Source organism: Patescibacteria group bacterium (assembly GCA_041645165.1).
In the GTDB taxonomy this organism is placed as follows: domain Bacteria; phylum Patescibacteriota; class Patescibacteriia; order 2-02-FULL-49-11; family 2-02-FULL-49-11; genus 2-02-FULL-49-11.
The window spans coordinates 1-14,500 of sequence record JBAZQN010000015.1 but is presented as its reverse complement, the minus strand read 5'-3'; the positions used below and the strand labels follow the sequence as shown (position 1 = coordinate 14,500).

Sequence of the window (14,500 nt, the reverse complement as noted above, 5' to 3'; positions counted from 1 at the left end):
TGAATTATACAATGATGCGGGTGAAATGTAAACACTCTCGCCACGCATGAGCGCGTGACAAAGAAAAATTTTTCAAAAAAATAAACCCATGATGGGTTGCCTGGATAGTGGACCGTGCGAGCATCGCCGTATTCATTCGACACGGCGTGGGGTCGAATGACCCCACGGACCCGCGCCTCCCGGTCCTGCCCCGCTTTTAAATTTGGACTAATTGAACCTCTCACCTTTCGGGTGCATCCCTCACCTTCTCTTGGAGATAGCCGGATTCGAACCGGCGACCTTCGCATTGCAAATGCGACGCTCTAACCAACTGAGCTATATCCCCACCAGAAGGCGCAGGACTACCTTTGAACTACGAGCCCGTCCTCAATTTGGTGCGGGGTGAACAAACCGGGTGCACTATCACTATGCGAACGGCCCCCGGATTGTTTAATATCCCGGCGTTTGCTTCAATCCTCCCAAGGTGGAGCCAAAGAACATCAGGATGAGGTCTCCATAAAGGTTGGTGATGACCAGAAATCCGATGAAAATAGCGATAATGCCTATGAGCTTCCAGAGGAGGCGCGACCCGCCGTACATTTTGATGTTGGATTCTGCGAATTCGCTATAGCCGAAGTTGGATACTATCCAGTTCGCTTTAAGCGTGAGGACCGCTCCCCCCGCGACCATAAGAAGGCCGATAAAGATTCTCATAAAGACATTATTATATGAAGATTTTTAGTTCTTCTCTTGATTTGTAAGAGTGTTTAAAATAAATCATGGGCACTGAGGGGATCGTCCGGTCATTCGACCGGACGCCAGATCGGATGATCGGGCGAACCTGGCGACCTGCTGGACGTGCCCCGTACCTTTTCTTGGACGCACAAGGACTCGAACCTTGGACCTCTTCGGTGTAAACGAAGCGCTCTAACCAACTGAGCTATGCGTCCAAAAGGTGCGGGGTGAATAAACCAGTCGCGCTAAGCGCCCCATAATAAATTTGCGCCCAAGTGGACTTGCCCTTTCGGGCATGGGGCTTGCGCTCTCCTGCCACCGGCAGAAGTGCTCGCCCGTTCAAGTCCTCCTTGAATTCTTAATTCATTTGCGGACGAGAGGACTTGAACCTCCACGGGGTTGCCCCCACCAGCACCTCAAGCTGGCGCGTATACCAAATTCCGCCACGTCCGCGCGTAAAATATTATCGTCTGTAGCCCTTCGCTGTTTTAGGCGAGTGCGGTATTTTCCTTGAGCCGTTTGTTGTAGTTGCGGAGATAATAAAGCTTCGCACGGCGCACCGCCGCTTGCCGGACAAATTCTATTTTTGCGACTGCCGGAGCGCGGTAGGGAAATATTTTTTCTACGCCCACTCCTTCAGAAATCTTTCTCACGGTATACGTGCCGTCATTGCCGCGGTTCCCGCGGCACGCAAGCACGATTCCCTCGAACACCTGGAGCCGTTCTTTCTCTTCGCCCTTAGAGGTGACGTCGCGGATTTTCTGATGGACGCGGATGGTCATGCCGGGCTTAATCTGTTCCGGCGTGATAGGTTTATAGGTGGTTGCTTGTGTAGCCATAAATACGGTAAACAATAAATAAACGAAACGAGACTCATCAGCAATAGTACTGATTTATTTTCTCCACGTCAAGCGTTCCGCTATGCCTCCCACTTGTCATGAAGAAATAATTCAAGTATCTTAGGGAGGGGTTTATAGCCTAGAGGGCGCAAGCTTGAGGCGGTTACCCGAGTAGCAGAACTCGTTTCACTCGTTCGCTACCGGGCAGGGAGCGCTGGAGAATAAGGTACAGCGGTGGGGCGCATAGCTCAGGCGGTTAGAGCGCGTCACTGATAATGACGAGGTCGATGGTTCGAGTCCATCTGCGCCCACCGCTGTACCGTAACGGCACTGACCTGCCCCGTAGTCCCTGCTAATGCGGGGTACTACTGGGGTAATGACGAGGTCGATGGTTCGAGTCCATCTGCGCCCACCAATTCGTTCACAACTTGCCGAGGTAGCTCAGTGGGCTGAAAGCGAGTCAGAAGCTTTCGGCGGGTAGCTACACATATGTTCACAAAGTGCTGGGATAGCTCATTGGTAGAGCGCTGCCCTGAAGAGGCAGGCGTAGTCAGTTCGATTCTGGCTCCCAGCACTTTGTGAGATGCGAGTATGTGGTGCTACCCAGGAAGAGCGTTATCCGGAAGATAATATATAAGAGTTCGCCCGACCATCCGGTCGGGCGCCCCGTCGAATGACGGGGCGATTCTGACCCTCGGCAAAATGTGAATGAGCAATAATTGATTGCGGTACGGATGACAACATCCGTTTTTACGTTTATGCTTATAGAAAGAGATCTTTAACGGGGGAATAGTATACCGATAATCGCTTCTTCGGCGACCCACCGAAGAGGTGGGTACGTCCCGCACTTTTTCATCGGGCTGTAGTGTAATGGTAGCACGAGTGCTTTGGGAGCATTTAGTCCGAGTTCGAATCTCGGCAGCCCGAAAAAGTGCGGGATAGATTGGGTTTCTCCCTTCGGGAGATCTCCCGTAGGGAGACAATTCCCAGCACCCCGAGTTATTTACAAATGAATATTGGAAGAGCGAAAATTCCTATGATTATCTTTATTTATGGGTCTGACACCTTTCGCAGCAGGGAGAAACTCTCTGAGGTTATCGCTGAATTTAAGAAAAAGCGCGATCCTCAAGGGTATAATGTGGTGCGGCTTGAGGGCAAGGGGCTCACGCTTGAGCGATTCAGGAGTGAAGCGCGCTCAAGCGGGTTTTTAAGCCCCCGGCGCATGGTGGTGGTCGAGGAACTTATAGGGAGCGGATTGGGAGGTGTGGCTGATAGCGTGAAATCATTCCTTGAAGAAGAAGAAAGCCTCCGCGCGAAAGACGCGAACATCATTGTTTTTTGGGAGGGAGATGTTGGCATGGTAGGGAACGCAGGTCTTGTGCGCAGAAGCGCAGGGCGAGGGAAGAAAAAGGAGCCCCGGAAACAAAATTCAAACACTGCTCTTTTTGAATCCCTTGCATCGCAAGAGTATGTATTCCCCTTTCCCCGTATGGAGCAGCGGGAAGTGAGTGCGTGGATCAGAAACCGCGCGCACACTTCTGGCGCTGCCTGTGACGCGTCTGTTGCGGAGGCGCTCGCGGCGGCAGTAGGGAGCGACCTGTGGCGTGCTGACCGGGAGATAGGGAAGCTTGCCGCGCTGCGCTGCGGCAGTGCCATTACTAAAAATGATTTGTATGCATTGGTAGATATTGAGGAAGACCTTTCAGGGTTTGCATTCACGGATGCGGTGGGTGAGCGAAGCATTGACCGCGCGCTCCCGCTTTTTTATTCGCTCATCGTCTCCGGGGTTGAGCCGCTTGCCGTTCACGGCATGCTGGTGCGCCTCTTCCATACCATTGCACTGGTGAAAAGTTATTTGGACAGTGCGAAGGAGTCGCGCGGCGCAGACATCGCTCAGGCGTTAGGCATTCACCCTTTTGTCGCGCAAAAGACAGTCCCCCGCACGCGCTACTATACCTGGGAAGAATTACAAAAAATCTACCGCTCATTGCTTGCGGTAGATGTGAAATTAAAAACAGAGAGCGGCGACGCCACATTGCCCTTGGAGCTGTTATTGACCGATCTCAAGCCTCTTTCTTCGCAGGGGCACGCAGGAGTTTGAGAAGCCGCGATTTCATCCGCGCGCCCGTATTGCGATGCAGTATCCCTTTCTGAATGGCGCGGTCAATCGTGGAAATGGTGCGGGTGATGGTCTCTTTCGTATGGGCGTCCTTCGAGGTTATCTGGGCGCGGGAGGACTTCAGCATTGTCTTCACTTTCTGCTTCCACATGCGGTTCCTTGCGGTCCGCTTTTTTGTTTGCCGTAATCGTTTTGCTGCTGATTTAGTGTGCATAAAGTAAATGTCAAAATTCAAATCTATGGTATAGGGTAACAGAAGGAATAAAAATAAGCAAGATTGATTATCGAGATACCCAGGAACACGGTGCGGATGATTATATTACATTTTGGAGCTTTTATAGCGCTCGGGATGAAATGGCTTTAAGCGGGCAATACGGCAATTAATGCCGTGGTGCGCGAGGTCTTGCGCGAGGTGATCCGTGAACGCGGTTTGATCGTACCCCAAAGCAATGACCGTGGGGTTTGTTTTTTTAATCCACTGAAACCTCTCTTCGGGATTGTCAGGCAACAGGTGCGCCTCGTCCACGAGTCCGCACTCCTGCACCGCGGCAAGGCGCGCGTGCTCATTCTGGCGGGGCAGTTTTCCTTTGAGCGCGGCGACCACTTGATCTCGTCCGATGCCGGCGATGAGATGGTCGCCCAATTCTTTTGCCTGGCGGAAGAAGTCGAGGTGGCCGGGATGGAGGAGGTCGAAGGTGCCGAAGACGAGCACTCTTGTCTCGTATTTCGTAGTAGGTATTAGGTATTTCGGTTGCGATTCGTAATGCGTAATACGTGATACCAGATACGTGAAAGACTGTAAAAGAGATTGCCAATTATCGGTATTGAGCTTATCGAGCGGCAGGGCATCTTGCAGCGCGAACGGTCCAATTGCCGTCCGTGTGAGCGCATCGCAGTAGGCTCCGCATTGGAGCTTCTCTCCGATGTCGCGCGCAAGGGCGCGTATGTAGGTGCCGGTGGAGCACGTAATATTTAGTTTAACAGTTTGTCGGTTTGTCAGTTCATCAGTTTGTGCGTTTTTGAGCTCGATTGAGTAGATAGTCACTTTGACAGGCTTGCGTTCAACGGTGTGCCCTTGGCGCGCGAGTTCATAGAGTTTTTGTCCATTAATCTTTTTTGCGCTGTACATGGGAGGCACTTGGTCAATTTCACCTATAAACGAATTTAATATTTTTTCAATTTTTTCCAAGCTTAATTCTAAATTCTTAATTCTAGTTTCTTCAATATGCCCCGTTCTGTCATCGGTATCAGACGCGGCTCCCAATCGCAAGGTGGTAAGGTACGTTTTAGGGAGCGCCTTAAAAGAGTCAAGTCTTCTCGTTGCATCGCGTCCCACTCCCACGATTAACAATCCTGATGCGAACGGATCAAGAGTGCCTGCGTGGCCGATCCGCAATTGAGACCCCCTCTTACTCCCCCTTCGTATGGGGGAGACACCAGTGTCCCCTCCTTGAGAAGGAGGGGTTTGGGGAGGTTTCACCACGCGCCGCACCATATCCACCACATCGTGCGAAGTGGGACCGGGGGGTTTGTTGATCAATAAAAAGCCGGTAGGTGTCATATTACATCATTTTCTTGAAGCAACATCATGATCCATTGTTTTCTGGATGCTGAATCAAGTTCAGCATGACATGCTGATAATAGTTGAGTAGAGAGTTGATAAATACAGAGAGAGAGAGAGTAATATGAGAAAAAATGAGACTAAACGAAAGGAGATAAAATTGGCTAGCGTGGATGACAAGGAAGAAGAAAAAAAGAAGAAGGAAGAGAGTGAGTATTGTGAGGAATGTCCAGAACCAGGGTGTGGCTGTGGGTGCATTATGAGGGGGTTTCACATTATTCACGAATGTACTCGTGGGCATAAGTATCAAACGTTTGCAGCGAGTACCAGGGGCCAGTTTAATGCATAACCTAATTCCCTTCTTCTTTAGCCGCGCGGATCGCTTTGAAAGGATCCCTGCGGCTTGTTTTTTTCCTCATCTTTTCTTTCATTATTTTTATTTGGTCTCTCAATGCCGCTGCTTTTTCGAATTCCAGATTTTTAGCCGCTAAATCCATCTGGCGCTCCAAATCCCTGATAAGGTGGGGCAATTCTTCATAAGGGATTTCCGCAATGTTGGGGAGTTTCGGCTGGAAGGATTCTGACTGGCGATGCGCGAGTATTCCTTCCTTAATTGCTTTTTTGATGGTCGCCGGCGTAATGCCGTGTTTTTTATTATACGCTTCTTGGACCGCGCGCCGGCGCTTAGTTTCTTCCATTGCCTGTTTCATGGATCCGGTGATGGTGTCGGCGTACATGATGACGCGGCCTTCGAGGTGGCGAGCTGCGCGGCCCATTACTTGCACGAGCGAGGTTGCACTCCTTAAGAAACCCTCCTTGTCCGCATCGAGGATAGCGACGAGCGCGACTTCCGGCAGATCTAATCCTTCCCGTAGGAGATTTATGCCTACCAGGACGTCGTAGACGCCGAGGCGCAGGTCGCGGAGGAGCTCCAACCTCTCAAAGGTTTCTATATCAGAGTGCAGGTATGCGGCCTTCACCTTCAATTCCTCAAGATATTCCGCGAGGTCTTCCGCCATGCGTTTGGTGAGTGTGGTCACCAGCACGCGCTGTTTTTTTGCGATACAGTGATGTATTTCATTGAGCAAATCATCAATTTGGTTTTTCGTCGGTTTCACGGTAATCGTAGGATCGAGCAACCCTGTGGGACGGATTAATTGCTCGACGACACGCCCCCCTTCCGATTCCCCCCTTACTAGGGGGGAAGACATTAAGGAGGCGCTCCTCCCCCTAGAAAGGGGGAGGTTATGGTGGGGGTGTCGGGACCTCGATAACTCATATTCATTCGGTGTGGCAGACACATAGATGACTTGGCCGATGCGGGTGTTGAATTCATCAAAGGTAAGGGGGCGGTTATCGCGCGCCCCCGTAAGGCGGAATCCATATTCTATGAGAGTGTCTTTTCGCGCCCTGTCGCCATGGTACATACCTCTCAATTGCGGCAAAGTCATGTGCGACTCGTCAATAAAGGTAAGAAAGTCCTTGTCTGCAAACCTGAAAAAATCAATGAGCGTAGAGGGCGGTTCGCCGGGTTTTCGCTGATCAAAGTAGCGCGAGTAGTTCTCAATGCCGTTGCAATAGCCGGTCGCCCTTATCATCTCGAGGTCGAAGTGCACTCTCTGCGAGAGGCGTTCGGCCTCTAAGGGTTTGTTGGCTTTTAGAAATGCGCGCACTTCCCGGTCAAGATCCTGCTCAATCGTTTTGAGGATTTCATTGATCCTCTCCTGCGGCGCGATATAGTGGGTTGCAGGAAACAAGGTAAATGCGTCCGCGCGATTCACGGTTTTGCCAGTGAGCTGGTCCAGTGCGCTGATGCGCTGCACCGCATTGCCGCTGAATTCTATGCGCCAAATATCTTCAAGCGAATACACCGGATAAATGTCAATCATATTGCCGCGCACGCGGAAGCGCCCGCGCTGCAGATCCATATCATTGCGCTCATAGCGCATATCTACCAGTTTCCGTAATATTTCTATTCGATTCAGTTTTGAGTTTTGTCCCGCACCTTGAATATTAGTATTTAAGGTATGCGGGATCCCGCTAGGGCGGGAAGTTTTGAGTTCTAAACTCATAAATTGGTATTCCTCGGGCGACCCCAATCCGTAGATGCAGGAGACAGAGGCGACAATGATGACGTCTTTGCGGGAAAGGAGCGCCTGGGTCGCGGCATGGCGGAGGCGGTCTATCTCTTCATTAATGTCTGTTTCTTTTTCAATGTAGGTGTCAGTGGTGGGCACATATGCCTCGGGCTGATAGTAGTCATAGTAGGAAACGAAATAATGCACGGCTGCGTCGGGGAAGAACTCTTCAAATTCGCCCGCCAGTTGCGCGGCGAGCGTTTTATTGTGGGAAATGACGAGCGTCGGATGTTTCACCTCCGCGATGACGTTTGCCATCGTAAACGTTTTGCCGCTGCCGGTCACTCCCAAGAGCGTTTGATGGGGCACCCCGGCACGAATGCCTGCCACGAGTTTTTCAATCGCTTGAGGCTGGTCTCCGGTGGGCGTAAATGATGATTTGATCGCGAATGACATATCATTGAGAAATGCTCATCTCAAAAAATGTAATATTGATAGCAAAAGTCCTGGATGTATTGTAGAATATAAGCATGATTTCGTACATCAATGGCGCGGTTAAATGGCATGATGCGCGGTCAGTGCTCCTCGTCGCGGGGGAGGTAGGGTACCGTATCGCAGTGCCGGTATTTGTGCTGGAAGGATTAAAAATTGGCGCACTCCTTGAGCTCTATTGTTACACGAAGCTCGACACGAGGAATGACACGATAGAGCTTTACGGGTTTCCACAATTGGCAGAGCTTTTGTTTTTTGAACAGTTGCTCACCATCTCAGGCGTTGGGCCGCGCTCTGCCTTGGGGTGTTTGTCCGTGGCAAAACTTGACGATCTGAAACGCACTATTGCGCAAGGAGATCCAAAATTGTTGCAGAAGGTGGCGGGGATCGGGAAGAAAACCGCGGAACGGATTATCGTTGAGTTGCGTGAAAAAGTTGGAGAATTTATTGGCGGAGCGCGCGGTGTATTTTCAGAGGGCGATGGGGATGCGATAGAGGCTTTGGTAAGGCTTGGTTACCGGGAAAACGAAGTGGTGGAGATAATACGCGCGCTTCCGCGGACGATCGAAGGGAGTGAGGCAAGGGTGAGAGAAGCGCTTAAGCGATTGGGGAAACAACGATAGCAACTCAGTCCTCGTTTAGGATAAAATTAGGATAGCATTAATAATACATGCATTTTGAACAATCAAACGGATGGGCGCGGTTCCAACAGGCTGCGGGGAAAAACGTATATGTGGTTTCTCCCTTGCGCGTGACGCCATTTACGGCTGCATTGGAGAGGAGAGATAGCGAGGGGATTGCAGTCGAGAAGAGAATTGCGGGACCGCTCAAGTTTCTCGAAATAAATGGCTGGGCCTTGCCGCAGGACAGTACGGTATCAAGGCATGAGCAGGTTTTACGGGATATAGGCAAGAGGACAGGCGCGGTATTTGTGCGATGGACACCCACACGAGAATTTCCAATTTCCAATATCTCCCGCTCAGGCGCGATCCCGCTTACCTTTGAAAAAAACATTCGAGGAGCGGGACAATTTCCAAACCGGAGTGGTTTAAATATTATTGAACCTTGTATATTGACACGCCAAGTGCCGCCGCGCGCTACCTTGCTTATTGATTTAACGAAAAGCGAGAAAGAACTTCTCAATGACATGCATGAGAAGACGCGTTATAATATTCACCTCTCGGTACGGAAAGGAGTCGCGGCAGATGAAGTGAACCCAAAAGACGGTTTCAGCATTTTTTGGGCGCTCATGCAGGATACCGCACAGCGTGATAAAATTGGAATTCATCCAAGGAAATATTATGAGATGATGCTTCAAGAACTCAATGCGCCCGGGGAAGCGCAGGCTCATTTATTTATTGCCAAGCACCAAGGGAAGCCTCTCGCGGCGGCTATACTGATAACGTGCGGCGATACCGCAACTTATCTTCATGGTGGATCATCAAGCATGGATCGTAATCTCATGGCCCCTCATCTATTACAGTGGAAGATGATACAATTCGCAAAGGCTCAAGGGATGAAATGGTATGATATGTGGGGCATATCCCCGCAAGACACAAGATACAAGACACAAGATACAAAGCCTGATTCCTGGGCGGGGATTACGAGATTTAAGATGGGATTTGGAGGAGAGGAGAAAGAAGGCGCGGGGACGTATGATGTCGTAGTTAAGCAGTTCCTTTACAAACTTCTCACCCTCGCGCAGACTGCGAAATCAATTCTTAAGATGTGATACGCACGCCTTCGTCGTTCAACGGATAGGACACAAGATTCCGGATCTTGTAATAGAGGTTCGATTCCTCTCGAGGGCAGTTCCCTATGAAATAATAAGAAAAAAGCACGTAGTCAGTATTCCAAGTGTGGAATCCGAATACGTGCTACGGTAGGGTCTAGATCGGTTCGAGCAAGAACCCGCCAACGCGATGCGACGGCAGATACCGCTCGGACGCAGTAATCATTTTCTCCAGCCACTCGTTTACAAGCGAGGGCTTCAAGCACGAGAGGTGCTCGACTCCAAGTCGCTGAAGCAACGAGTAATCCGGGTAATCATCCTCGGCAAGAACATTGCCGGTTTCTTGCTCGTATACTTTAACAACGGCTTGAGTTTGGCAAAGCTCCTCGAACATCGACGTGCCACGCAGAGCCATGACTACGGACAAATAGATTCGCTCCACATGTCCAGTAGCAAGCAGCGTATCAAGTGAACGAAGGTTTAGTTCAAGGCTCTCTTTGGTTTCTCCCGGCAGACCGAGCAAGTAAGCCATGGTTGTTTTTATGTCACTCGCTCCTAGAGCTTTGATGACCCGTTCACTTTCGGCAATGCTTACTACCCTCTTATTTGCCCTCGTGATTTGCTCAAGGCTGAAACTCTCAACGCCGAAAAAGAGATTGAAAACTCCAATGGCGCGAAGAGCAGTTGTCATCCGCTCCATTTGCTTCTCGTTGAATTTAATGAAATCAAGCATATATGCGTACGCCCTAATCATCGGCGTTGCGAGATACGCGGGTTTTGCCTCGGCGAGCTGCTCCATTCTTCTCAAAGTTACGGGGAAAATGTCGTCCGCCATGTAGAAAAATTCGGCGTTGTACTTTTCTTTGAGAAGCTCTAATTGCGACCAGAATTTATCGGGCGGCAACGCTCTGCCGGTTGTCTCGGCGGAGGTGCAATAACTGCATACTCCCTCCTTGATCGCTTTCATGCAACCGCGGAAGCTGAACATCGTTAGCGGCGGGACGAGCCACGGATCGAAATCCTTCTCTCCGCTTTTCGCAATTTCCTCGCGATATTCAACCAGTCGTTCATCGAGATTTTCAAAGTTCAAAAAATCCCAAAGCGGCAGGCGACCAAGATTGACATAAGCTGACTGGGTGAAGTGGATTTTGTCGCTATGACGGTACCAAAGATTTGGAATCAATATTGTTGGCACCTCATTTGCAAGTCCAAGAAGTGCATCCTCTCCGTCCCTGATGACCACGTAATCAATGAACGGATATTTCTCCAGCACCAACTTGCCAATCCCCGGCGTGTTCGGTCCGCCAATCACCACCCGTGCTTTTTCGTTGTTAATTTTTACCAGTCTCGCAATGTTAATTACACGCTGATGATTTGAGAACCAATCGGTAAGACCGATAAGGTCAAGCCCTGCCGCTTGGCGCGCAATTTCCTCGTCGCTTCTGTCCGGATTAAGGCAAAACATCTCGTGGTTTGGCGCGGAAACGCGCAGATAGGAACTGAGTATAGCCAACCCTGTTTCGGGTGGGCGTTTTTCCGAACCATACCCTTGTCGATGGCCGTAACGTTCATCGGCGTTTGGTTGTAAAAGAGCGATTTTCATGATTTCCTCCTTGTAAAGAATTTATAATTTTCATTTTGGTTTTCTGCAAACGAAAACTGTGTACCATTCTTCTCCAGAAACTGAAGTTTCTTTCACATTTGTAAAACCAGTCTCACCGAGAAGACTCCGAAGCTGTTCGGGGGTCAGGAGATACGATGTACAGCTGAATTCATACGAGCGATTATCAATAATGAGTTTGTGCGACCAAATTCGTACGCCGCGGGTATAATCATGAGAGACAAACCGAACGAGTTTTACTTTGTGTCCATTGATGTGTCTTTCTCCAAAATTCCACACAATGGGAAATTTTGTTTTTTCAAATTCGCTCCGTTCAACCGTGTCAATGTACAAAATGCCACCTGGTTTGATGAGTTTGTAAAAATTCTCAAGAGCGAGTTTCATGTGTTCGGGATGAAGTTCAATCAGATCCTCATTCCATGCATCAACGTAAGAGAGCGAGTTGCCTCGACACATCACCGCGTCATACTGTTTTTGGATTTTGTGGGTAAGATTTTTCCACTCTACGAGTTGAAAGAGCATGTCGACTTTTTCATCAGCAAGGTGCTTTTTGTAATTTTCAAACATGGTTCTACTGCCGTCGGCATAGTTCACATCCCACCCTCTCTTTCGCAAAGCGATTGATGGGAAACCGGTTCCGCCAGCGGTATCAAGAATTGTTTTTACTCCGTGTGTATTGAATACCTTTTCGACTCCTTTCACAAAAGTGTCGTCCCACAGGTAATAAATACAGACATCCCAGAGGGTTGCGATGGTGATTGGTGGATTTAAATCAACTTTCCACATAAACATTGTGGATGCGTGTTTACGTTTTAAGGTTAGTGGATATTTGATTTTTGTCTAAAAAAGAGTATAATTTGTCTATTGAAAATAGAAGTTATCAAAATAGAGCGATAGACTGTGTTTACTTTCGAAAGAAAATATCGATAAGATATCATAAGATTATCGCATATATTTTCTTCTACGAATGATAAGAAAACTTATGGAGAAAACACTCTCAACCGTATTGTCGAAGCTTGGCTTGACTGAACGAGAGCAGCAATTTTTAAGCGTAGTTCTGACGCTCAATGAGCCAACCATTTCAGAAGTGATTCACCACAGCGAAATCAAGCGGCCCACGGCATATAAGATCACGCAGGACCTTCTTGAGAAAGGGTTACTGCAATGGGGAGCAGGGAGAGGGAAGTACAAACAAAAACTCGTCCCCCCGTCTCCTGAACGTATTCTTGAATACGCGCGGGAGCAGACGAGAAAAGCAAAAAAGGCCGAGTGGCAGATTGAGGGTCACTTGGAGACATTAAAGAAGTTGTGTGGTGCTCATACTATTCTTCCTGTTATTCGGACAGTGCAAGGAGAAGAGGGGTTTATAGAGATTCTTGAAAGGACAATAGAGATCCCCCACAGCGAGATAGCCTATATTGGAAACATTGACGATTTGCACGCGGTCATTAGCCGTGAGTATGATTATCGGCGTTATATTCCAGAGCGGATCAAAAAAAATATCTCCGCCCGAGCATTGCTGGTGCGGACGCCGACTGCTCTTGAATTCAAAAAGCGCGATGGTGAGGAGAAGCGCATGACAAAATTTTTTCCAGTACAATATCAGCCGAAGGCGACGATGCTTCTTTGGAGAAACGCTACGCTTATTTTTTCAGGAAGCAGAGAAGGCATCGGGCTTTATATTGAAAGTCCGTTGATTAGCGAACTCTATCAAGGAATGTTTGATTTGTTATGGGATAAAATTAATTCTGAATAATATGATGCGACTATTTCATAAATTATTACCCAAGCGCGTGGTGCGCTGGTATCGCCGCGGACGGGCGTGGATGGCGCAGGCAATGAACGGGTTTCCTCAGAAGAAACTGATCATCGTGGGAGTCACCGGCACTGACGGAAAGACGACGGTGGTTAATCTCGTGGGCCATATAGTGCGCACCACGGGCAAGAAGGTCGGATGGATTTCCACGCTGGGCGCGCAAATCGGCGATACCTTTATAGAAACCGGCGCCCATACGACGACCGTGGACCCCTTCACCTTTTATGTGCTCCTTGGGCGCATGGTCAAAGAGCATTGCGAACTGGTCGTGGTAGAGCTTACCTCACACGCGCTGGACCAGGAGCGTGTGGGCAAGCTGCCGCTTGCCGCTGGCATTATCACGAACATTACCCACGAGCACCTTGATTATCATCAGAGCCTTATGGCGTATATGAGCGCAAAGGCAAAGTTGTTTGCCCTCATTGCCCGCGGCAAACGCGCGCACAAGGGGAGCGGTATCGTGGTGCTTAACTGCGAAGACGCGACGTTTTCTTCGCTCTCGCACCTCGCGCGCGCGTTTCACGGGCTCAAAGTATTTACGTACGGCTTGGGGAGCGGCGACGTGCATGGAGAGCGCATAGAAGAAACGCTTGAATACCTCACTTTTACTTTGGTCACCGCGTACGGGCACCACACGTTGCGCACGAGGCTTATTGGCGACTATAACCTCAGGAATATCCTCAGCGCCGCCGCGCTCGCCCATGTGTGCGAAGTGCCATGGGAAAAAATTCATGAGGGCATAGAAACATTCCAGCCGCTCTCAGGAAGGCTCGAGCGGATTGAGCAGGGCCAGCCGTTTTCCGTTTTTGTCGACTTCGCCCATACGCCCAATGCGCTTCGTGAGGTATTGACCCTTTTAAGGCGCCACGCTAAGGCTAAGATCACCGTGGTGTTCGGCGCGGCGGGCGAACGCGATAAATCGAAACGCTCCCTTATGGGCGAGGTGGTGGCTCAATTCGCTGATCGCGTCTACCTTACCGAAGAGGATCCCCGTTCTGAATCTGTGGAGGCGATATCACAAATGATTGCGCAGGGGATGGCAATGAAGGGGTGGAAGCAAAATGAGCGCTATTGGCTGATCCCTGATCGGCGCATTGCGATTCAAACTGCCCTTGAGCGCGCCACCTCGGATGATATTGTGCTTCTTGCAGGCAAGGGGCATGAACGCATGATGGCCATGGACCATGGGGTTGATAAGCCATGGGATGACCGGGAGGTAGCGCGGGAGGAATTAGAAAAGCTGGGGTGGAGGCCCTTATAGTGTGTAATGTGTCCGAAGTGAAAAGGGTAAATTGTTCATTACTTATTGTTCGTGGCACGCTGATAACAGTTTAGCAATTTAGCCATATAACAATTATTTATAGGTGGGGACAAGGTGGGGAAGCGCTGTGGGGGAAATAACAGTATTTTCCAGTCAAGGAATGAGCCCCAAATCAATAGTCACCAGGGACTGTGATTTTCAATAGCGCGTTAAAAGTTTTTTCTCAATTTCTCAAATAAGGCGGCCTTTGCTTTTTTCATCTCCTCG

12 protein-coding genes and 7 tRNA genes are annotated in these 14,500 nt (G+C 49.6%); 9 read left to right on the top strand and 10 right to left on the bottom strand.

What is annotated here, in order from left to right; translation table 11 throughout:
- Nucleotides 1–251: 251 nt before the first annotated feature.
- From WC659_05780 to rplS, 5 genes are all read right to left on the bottom strand, one after another.
- Nucleotides 252–325, bottom strand: a tRNA-Ala gene (locus WC659_05780).
- 104 nt (nucleotides 326–429) lie between these two features.
- Nucleotides 430–693: a hypothetical protein gene (locus WC659_05775; GenBank protein MFA4873408.1), complete on the bottom strand. Its 264-nt coding sequence runs from the start codon at nucleotides 691–693 to the stop codon at nucleotides 430–432.
- A 162-nt stretch (nucleotides 694–855) separates the two neighbouring features.
- Nucleotides 856–929, bottom strand: a tRNA-Val gene (locus WC659_05770).
- Between the two features lie 153 nt (nucleotides 930–1,082).
- A tRNA-Leu gene (locus tag WC659_05765) sits at nucleotides 1,083–1,167 on the bottom strand.
- Between the two features lie 35 nt (nucleotides 1,168–1,202).
- Nucleotides 1,203–1,553 carry a 50S ribosomal protein L19 gene (gene rplS, locus WC659_05760; protein MFA4873407.1) on the bottom strand — a complete coding sequence of 117 codons (351 nt, stop codon included), beginning with the start codon at nucleotides 1,551–1,553 and terminating at the stop codon, nucleotides 1,203–1,205.
- A gap of 237 nt (nucleotides 1,554–1,790) precedes the next feature.
- On the opposite strand from rplS, the gene WC659_05755 reads away from it, so the two are divergent.
- From WC659_05755 to holA, 4 genes are all read left to right on the top strand, one after another.
- Nucleotides 1,791–1,864: transfer RNA gene (locus WC659_05755), tRNA-Ile, on the top strand.
- Nucleotides 1,865–2,055: 191 nt separating this feature from the next.
- Nucleotides 2,056–2,127, top strand: a tRNA-Phe gene (locus WC659_05750).
- A gap of 282 nt (nucleotides 2,128–2,409) precedes the next feature.
- Nucleotides 2,410–2,480, top strand: a tRNA-Pro gene (locus tag WC659_05745).
- 109 nt (nucleotides 2,481–2,589) lie between these two features.
- Nucleotides 2,590–3,654 carry a DNA polymerase III subunit delta gene (gene holA / locus WC659_05740; GenBank protein ID MFA4873406.1) on the top strand — a complete coding sequence of 355 codons (1,065 nt, stop codon included), beginning with the start codon at nucleotides 2,590–2,592 and terminating at the stop codon, nucleotides 3,652–3,654.
- On the opposite strand, the gene rpsT is transcribed toward holA, so the two are convergent.
- From rpsT to uvrB, 3 genes are all read right to left on the bottom strand, one after another.
- The gene (gene rpsT, locus WC659_05735; GenBank protein ID MFA4873405.1) at nucleotides 3,617–3,886 is read right to left on the bottom strand and encodes a 30S ribosomal protein S20; all 270 of its coding nucleotides are present in this window, start codon (nucleotides 3,884–3,886) and stop codon (nucleotides 3,617–3,619) included. The two genes, holA and rpsT, sit on opposite strands and share 38 nt — an antisense overlap.
- Nucleotides 3,887–3,991: 105 nt before the next feature.
- The gene (gene truB, locus WC659_05730) at nucleotides 3,992–5,233 is read right to left on the bottom strand and encodes a tRNA pseudouridine(55) synthase TruB (protein ID MFA4873404.1); all 1,242 of its coding nucleotides are present in this window, start codon (nucleotides 5,231–5,233) and stop codon (nucleotides 3,992–3,994) included.
- 350 nt (nucleotides 5,234–5,583) lie between these two features.
- A complete protein-coding gene (gene uvrB / locus WC659_05725; GenBank protein ID MFA4873403.1) occupies nucleotides 5,584–7,767 on the bottom strand; it encodes an excinuclease ABC subunit UvrB in 2,184 nt (727 codons plus the stop codon).
- A 74-nt stretch (nucleotides 7,768–7,841) separates the two neighbouring features.
- Between uvrB and ruvA the strand changes: the two genes are divergently transcribed.
- From ruvA to WC659_05710, 3 genes are all read left to right on the top strand, one after another.
- On the top strand, nucleotides 7,842–8,426 hold the full coding sequence (gene ruvA, locus WC659_05720; protein ID MFA4873402.1) for a Holliday junction branch migration protein RuvA: 585 nt from the start codon (nucleotides 7,842–7,844) through the stop codon (nucleotides 8,424–8,426).
- A 47-nt stretch (nucleotides 8,427–8,473) separates the two neighbouring features.
- Nucleotides 8,474–9,535 carry a peptidoglycan bridge formation glycyltransferase FemA/FemB family protein gene (locus tag WC659_05715; protein ID MFA4873401.1) on the top strand — a complete coding sequence of 354 codons (1,062 nt, stop codon included), beginning with the start codon at nucleotides 8,474–8,476 and terminating at the stop codon, nucleotides 9,533–9,535.
- Between the two features lie 7 nt (nucleotides 9,536–9,542).
- Nucleotides 9,543–9,614, top strand: a tRNA-Arg gene (locus WC659_05710).
- Between the two features lie 78 nt (nucleotides 9,615–9,692).
- On the opposite strand, the gene WC659_05705 is transcribed toward WC659_05710, so the two are convergent.
- Both WC659_05705 and WC659_05700 read right to left on the bottom strand, forming a co-directional pair.
- Nucleotides 9,693–11,138, bottom strand: a complete 1,446-nt coding sequence (locus tag WC659_05705) for a cobalamin-dependent protein (protein MFA4873400.1) — start codon at nucleotides 11,136–11,138, stop codon at nucleotides 9,693–9,695.
- A 30-nt stretch (nucleotides 11,139–11,168) separates the two neighbouring features.
- Entirely contained in the window at nucleotides 11,169–11,942 is a 774-nt protein-coding gene (locus WC659_05700; protein ID MFA4873399.1) for a class I SAM-dependent methyltransferase, read from the bottom strand.
- A 196-nt stretch (nucleotides 11,943–12,138) separates the two neighbouring features.
- On the opposite strand from WC659_05700, the gene WC659_05695 reads away from it, so the two are divergent.
- On the top strand, nucleotides 12,139–12,912 hold the full coding sequence (locus WC659_05695) for a helix-turn-helix domain-containing protein (protein MFA4873398.1): 774 nt from the start codon (nucleotides 12,139–12,141) through the stop codon (nucleotides 12,910–12,912).
- Between the two features lies 1 nt (nucleotide 12,913).
- On the top strand, nucleotides 12,914–14,233 hold the full coding sequence (locus WC659_05690) for a UDP-N-acetylmuramoyl-L-alanyl-D-glutamate--2,6-diaminopimelate ligase (protein ID MFA4873397.1): 1,320 nt from the start codon (nucleotides 12,914–12,916) through the stop codon (nucleotides 14,231–14,233).
- Nucleotides 14,234–14,500 lie beyond the last annotated feature (267 nt).

Bases quoted from the DNA above. Each gene is read 5' to 3' on its own strand.
- WC659_05775 (MFA4873408.1), bottom strand. From the start codon at position 693: ATGAGAATCTTTATCGGCCTTCTTATGGTCGCGGGGGGAGCGGTCCTC.
- rplS (MFA4873407.1), bottom strand. From the start codon at position 1,553: ATGGCTACACAAGCAACCACCTATAAACCTATCACGCCGGAACAGATT.
- holA (MFA4873406.1), top strand. From the start codon at position 2,590: ATGATTATCTTTATTTATGGGTCTGACACCTTTCGCAGCAGGGAGAAA.
- rpsT (MFA4873405.1), bottom strand. From the start codon at position 3,886: ATGCACACTAAATCAGCAGCAAAACGATTACGGCAAACAAAAAAGCGG.
- truB (MFA4873404.1), bottom strand. From the start codon at position 5,233: ATGACACCTACCGGCTTTTTATTGATCAACAAACCCCCCGGTCCCACT.
- uvrB (MFA4873403.1), bottom strand. From the start codon at position 7,767: ATGTCATTCGCGATCAAATCATCATTTACGCCCACCGGAGACCAGCCT.
- ruvA (MFA4873402.1), top strand. From the start codon at position 7,842: ATGATTTCGTACATCAATGGCGCGGTTAAATGGCATGATGCGCGGTCA.
- WC659_05715 (MFA4873401.1), top strand. From the start codon at position 8,474: ATGCATTTTGAACAATCAAACGGATGGGCGCGGTTCCAACAGGCTGCG.
- WC659_05705 (MFA4873400.1), bottom strand. From the start codon at position 11,138: ATGAAAATCGCTCTTTTACAACCAAACGCCGATGAACGTTACGGCCAT.
- WC659_05700 (MFA4873399.1), bottom strand. From the start codon at position 11,942: ATGTGGAAAGTTGATTTAAATCCACCAATCACCATCGCAACCCTCTGG.
- WC659_05695 (MFA4873398.1), top strand. From the start codon at position 12,139: ATGGAGAAAACACTCTCAACCGTATTGTCGAAGCTTGGCTTGACTGAA.
- WC659_05690 (MFA4873397.1), top strand. From the start codon at position 12,914: ATGATGCGACTATTTCATAAATTATTACCCAAGCGCGTGGTGCGCTGG.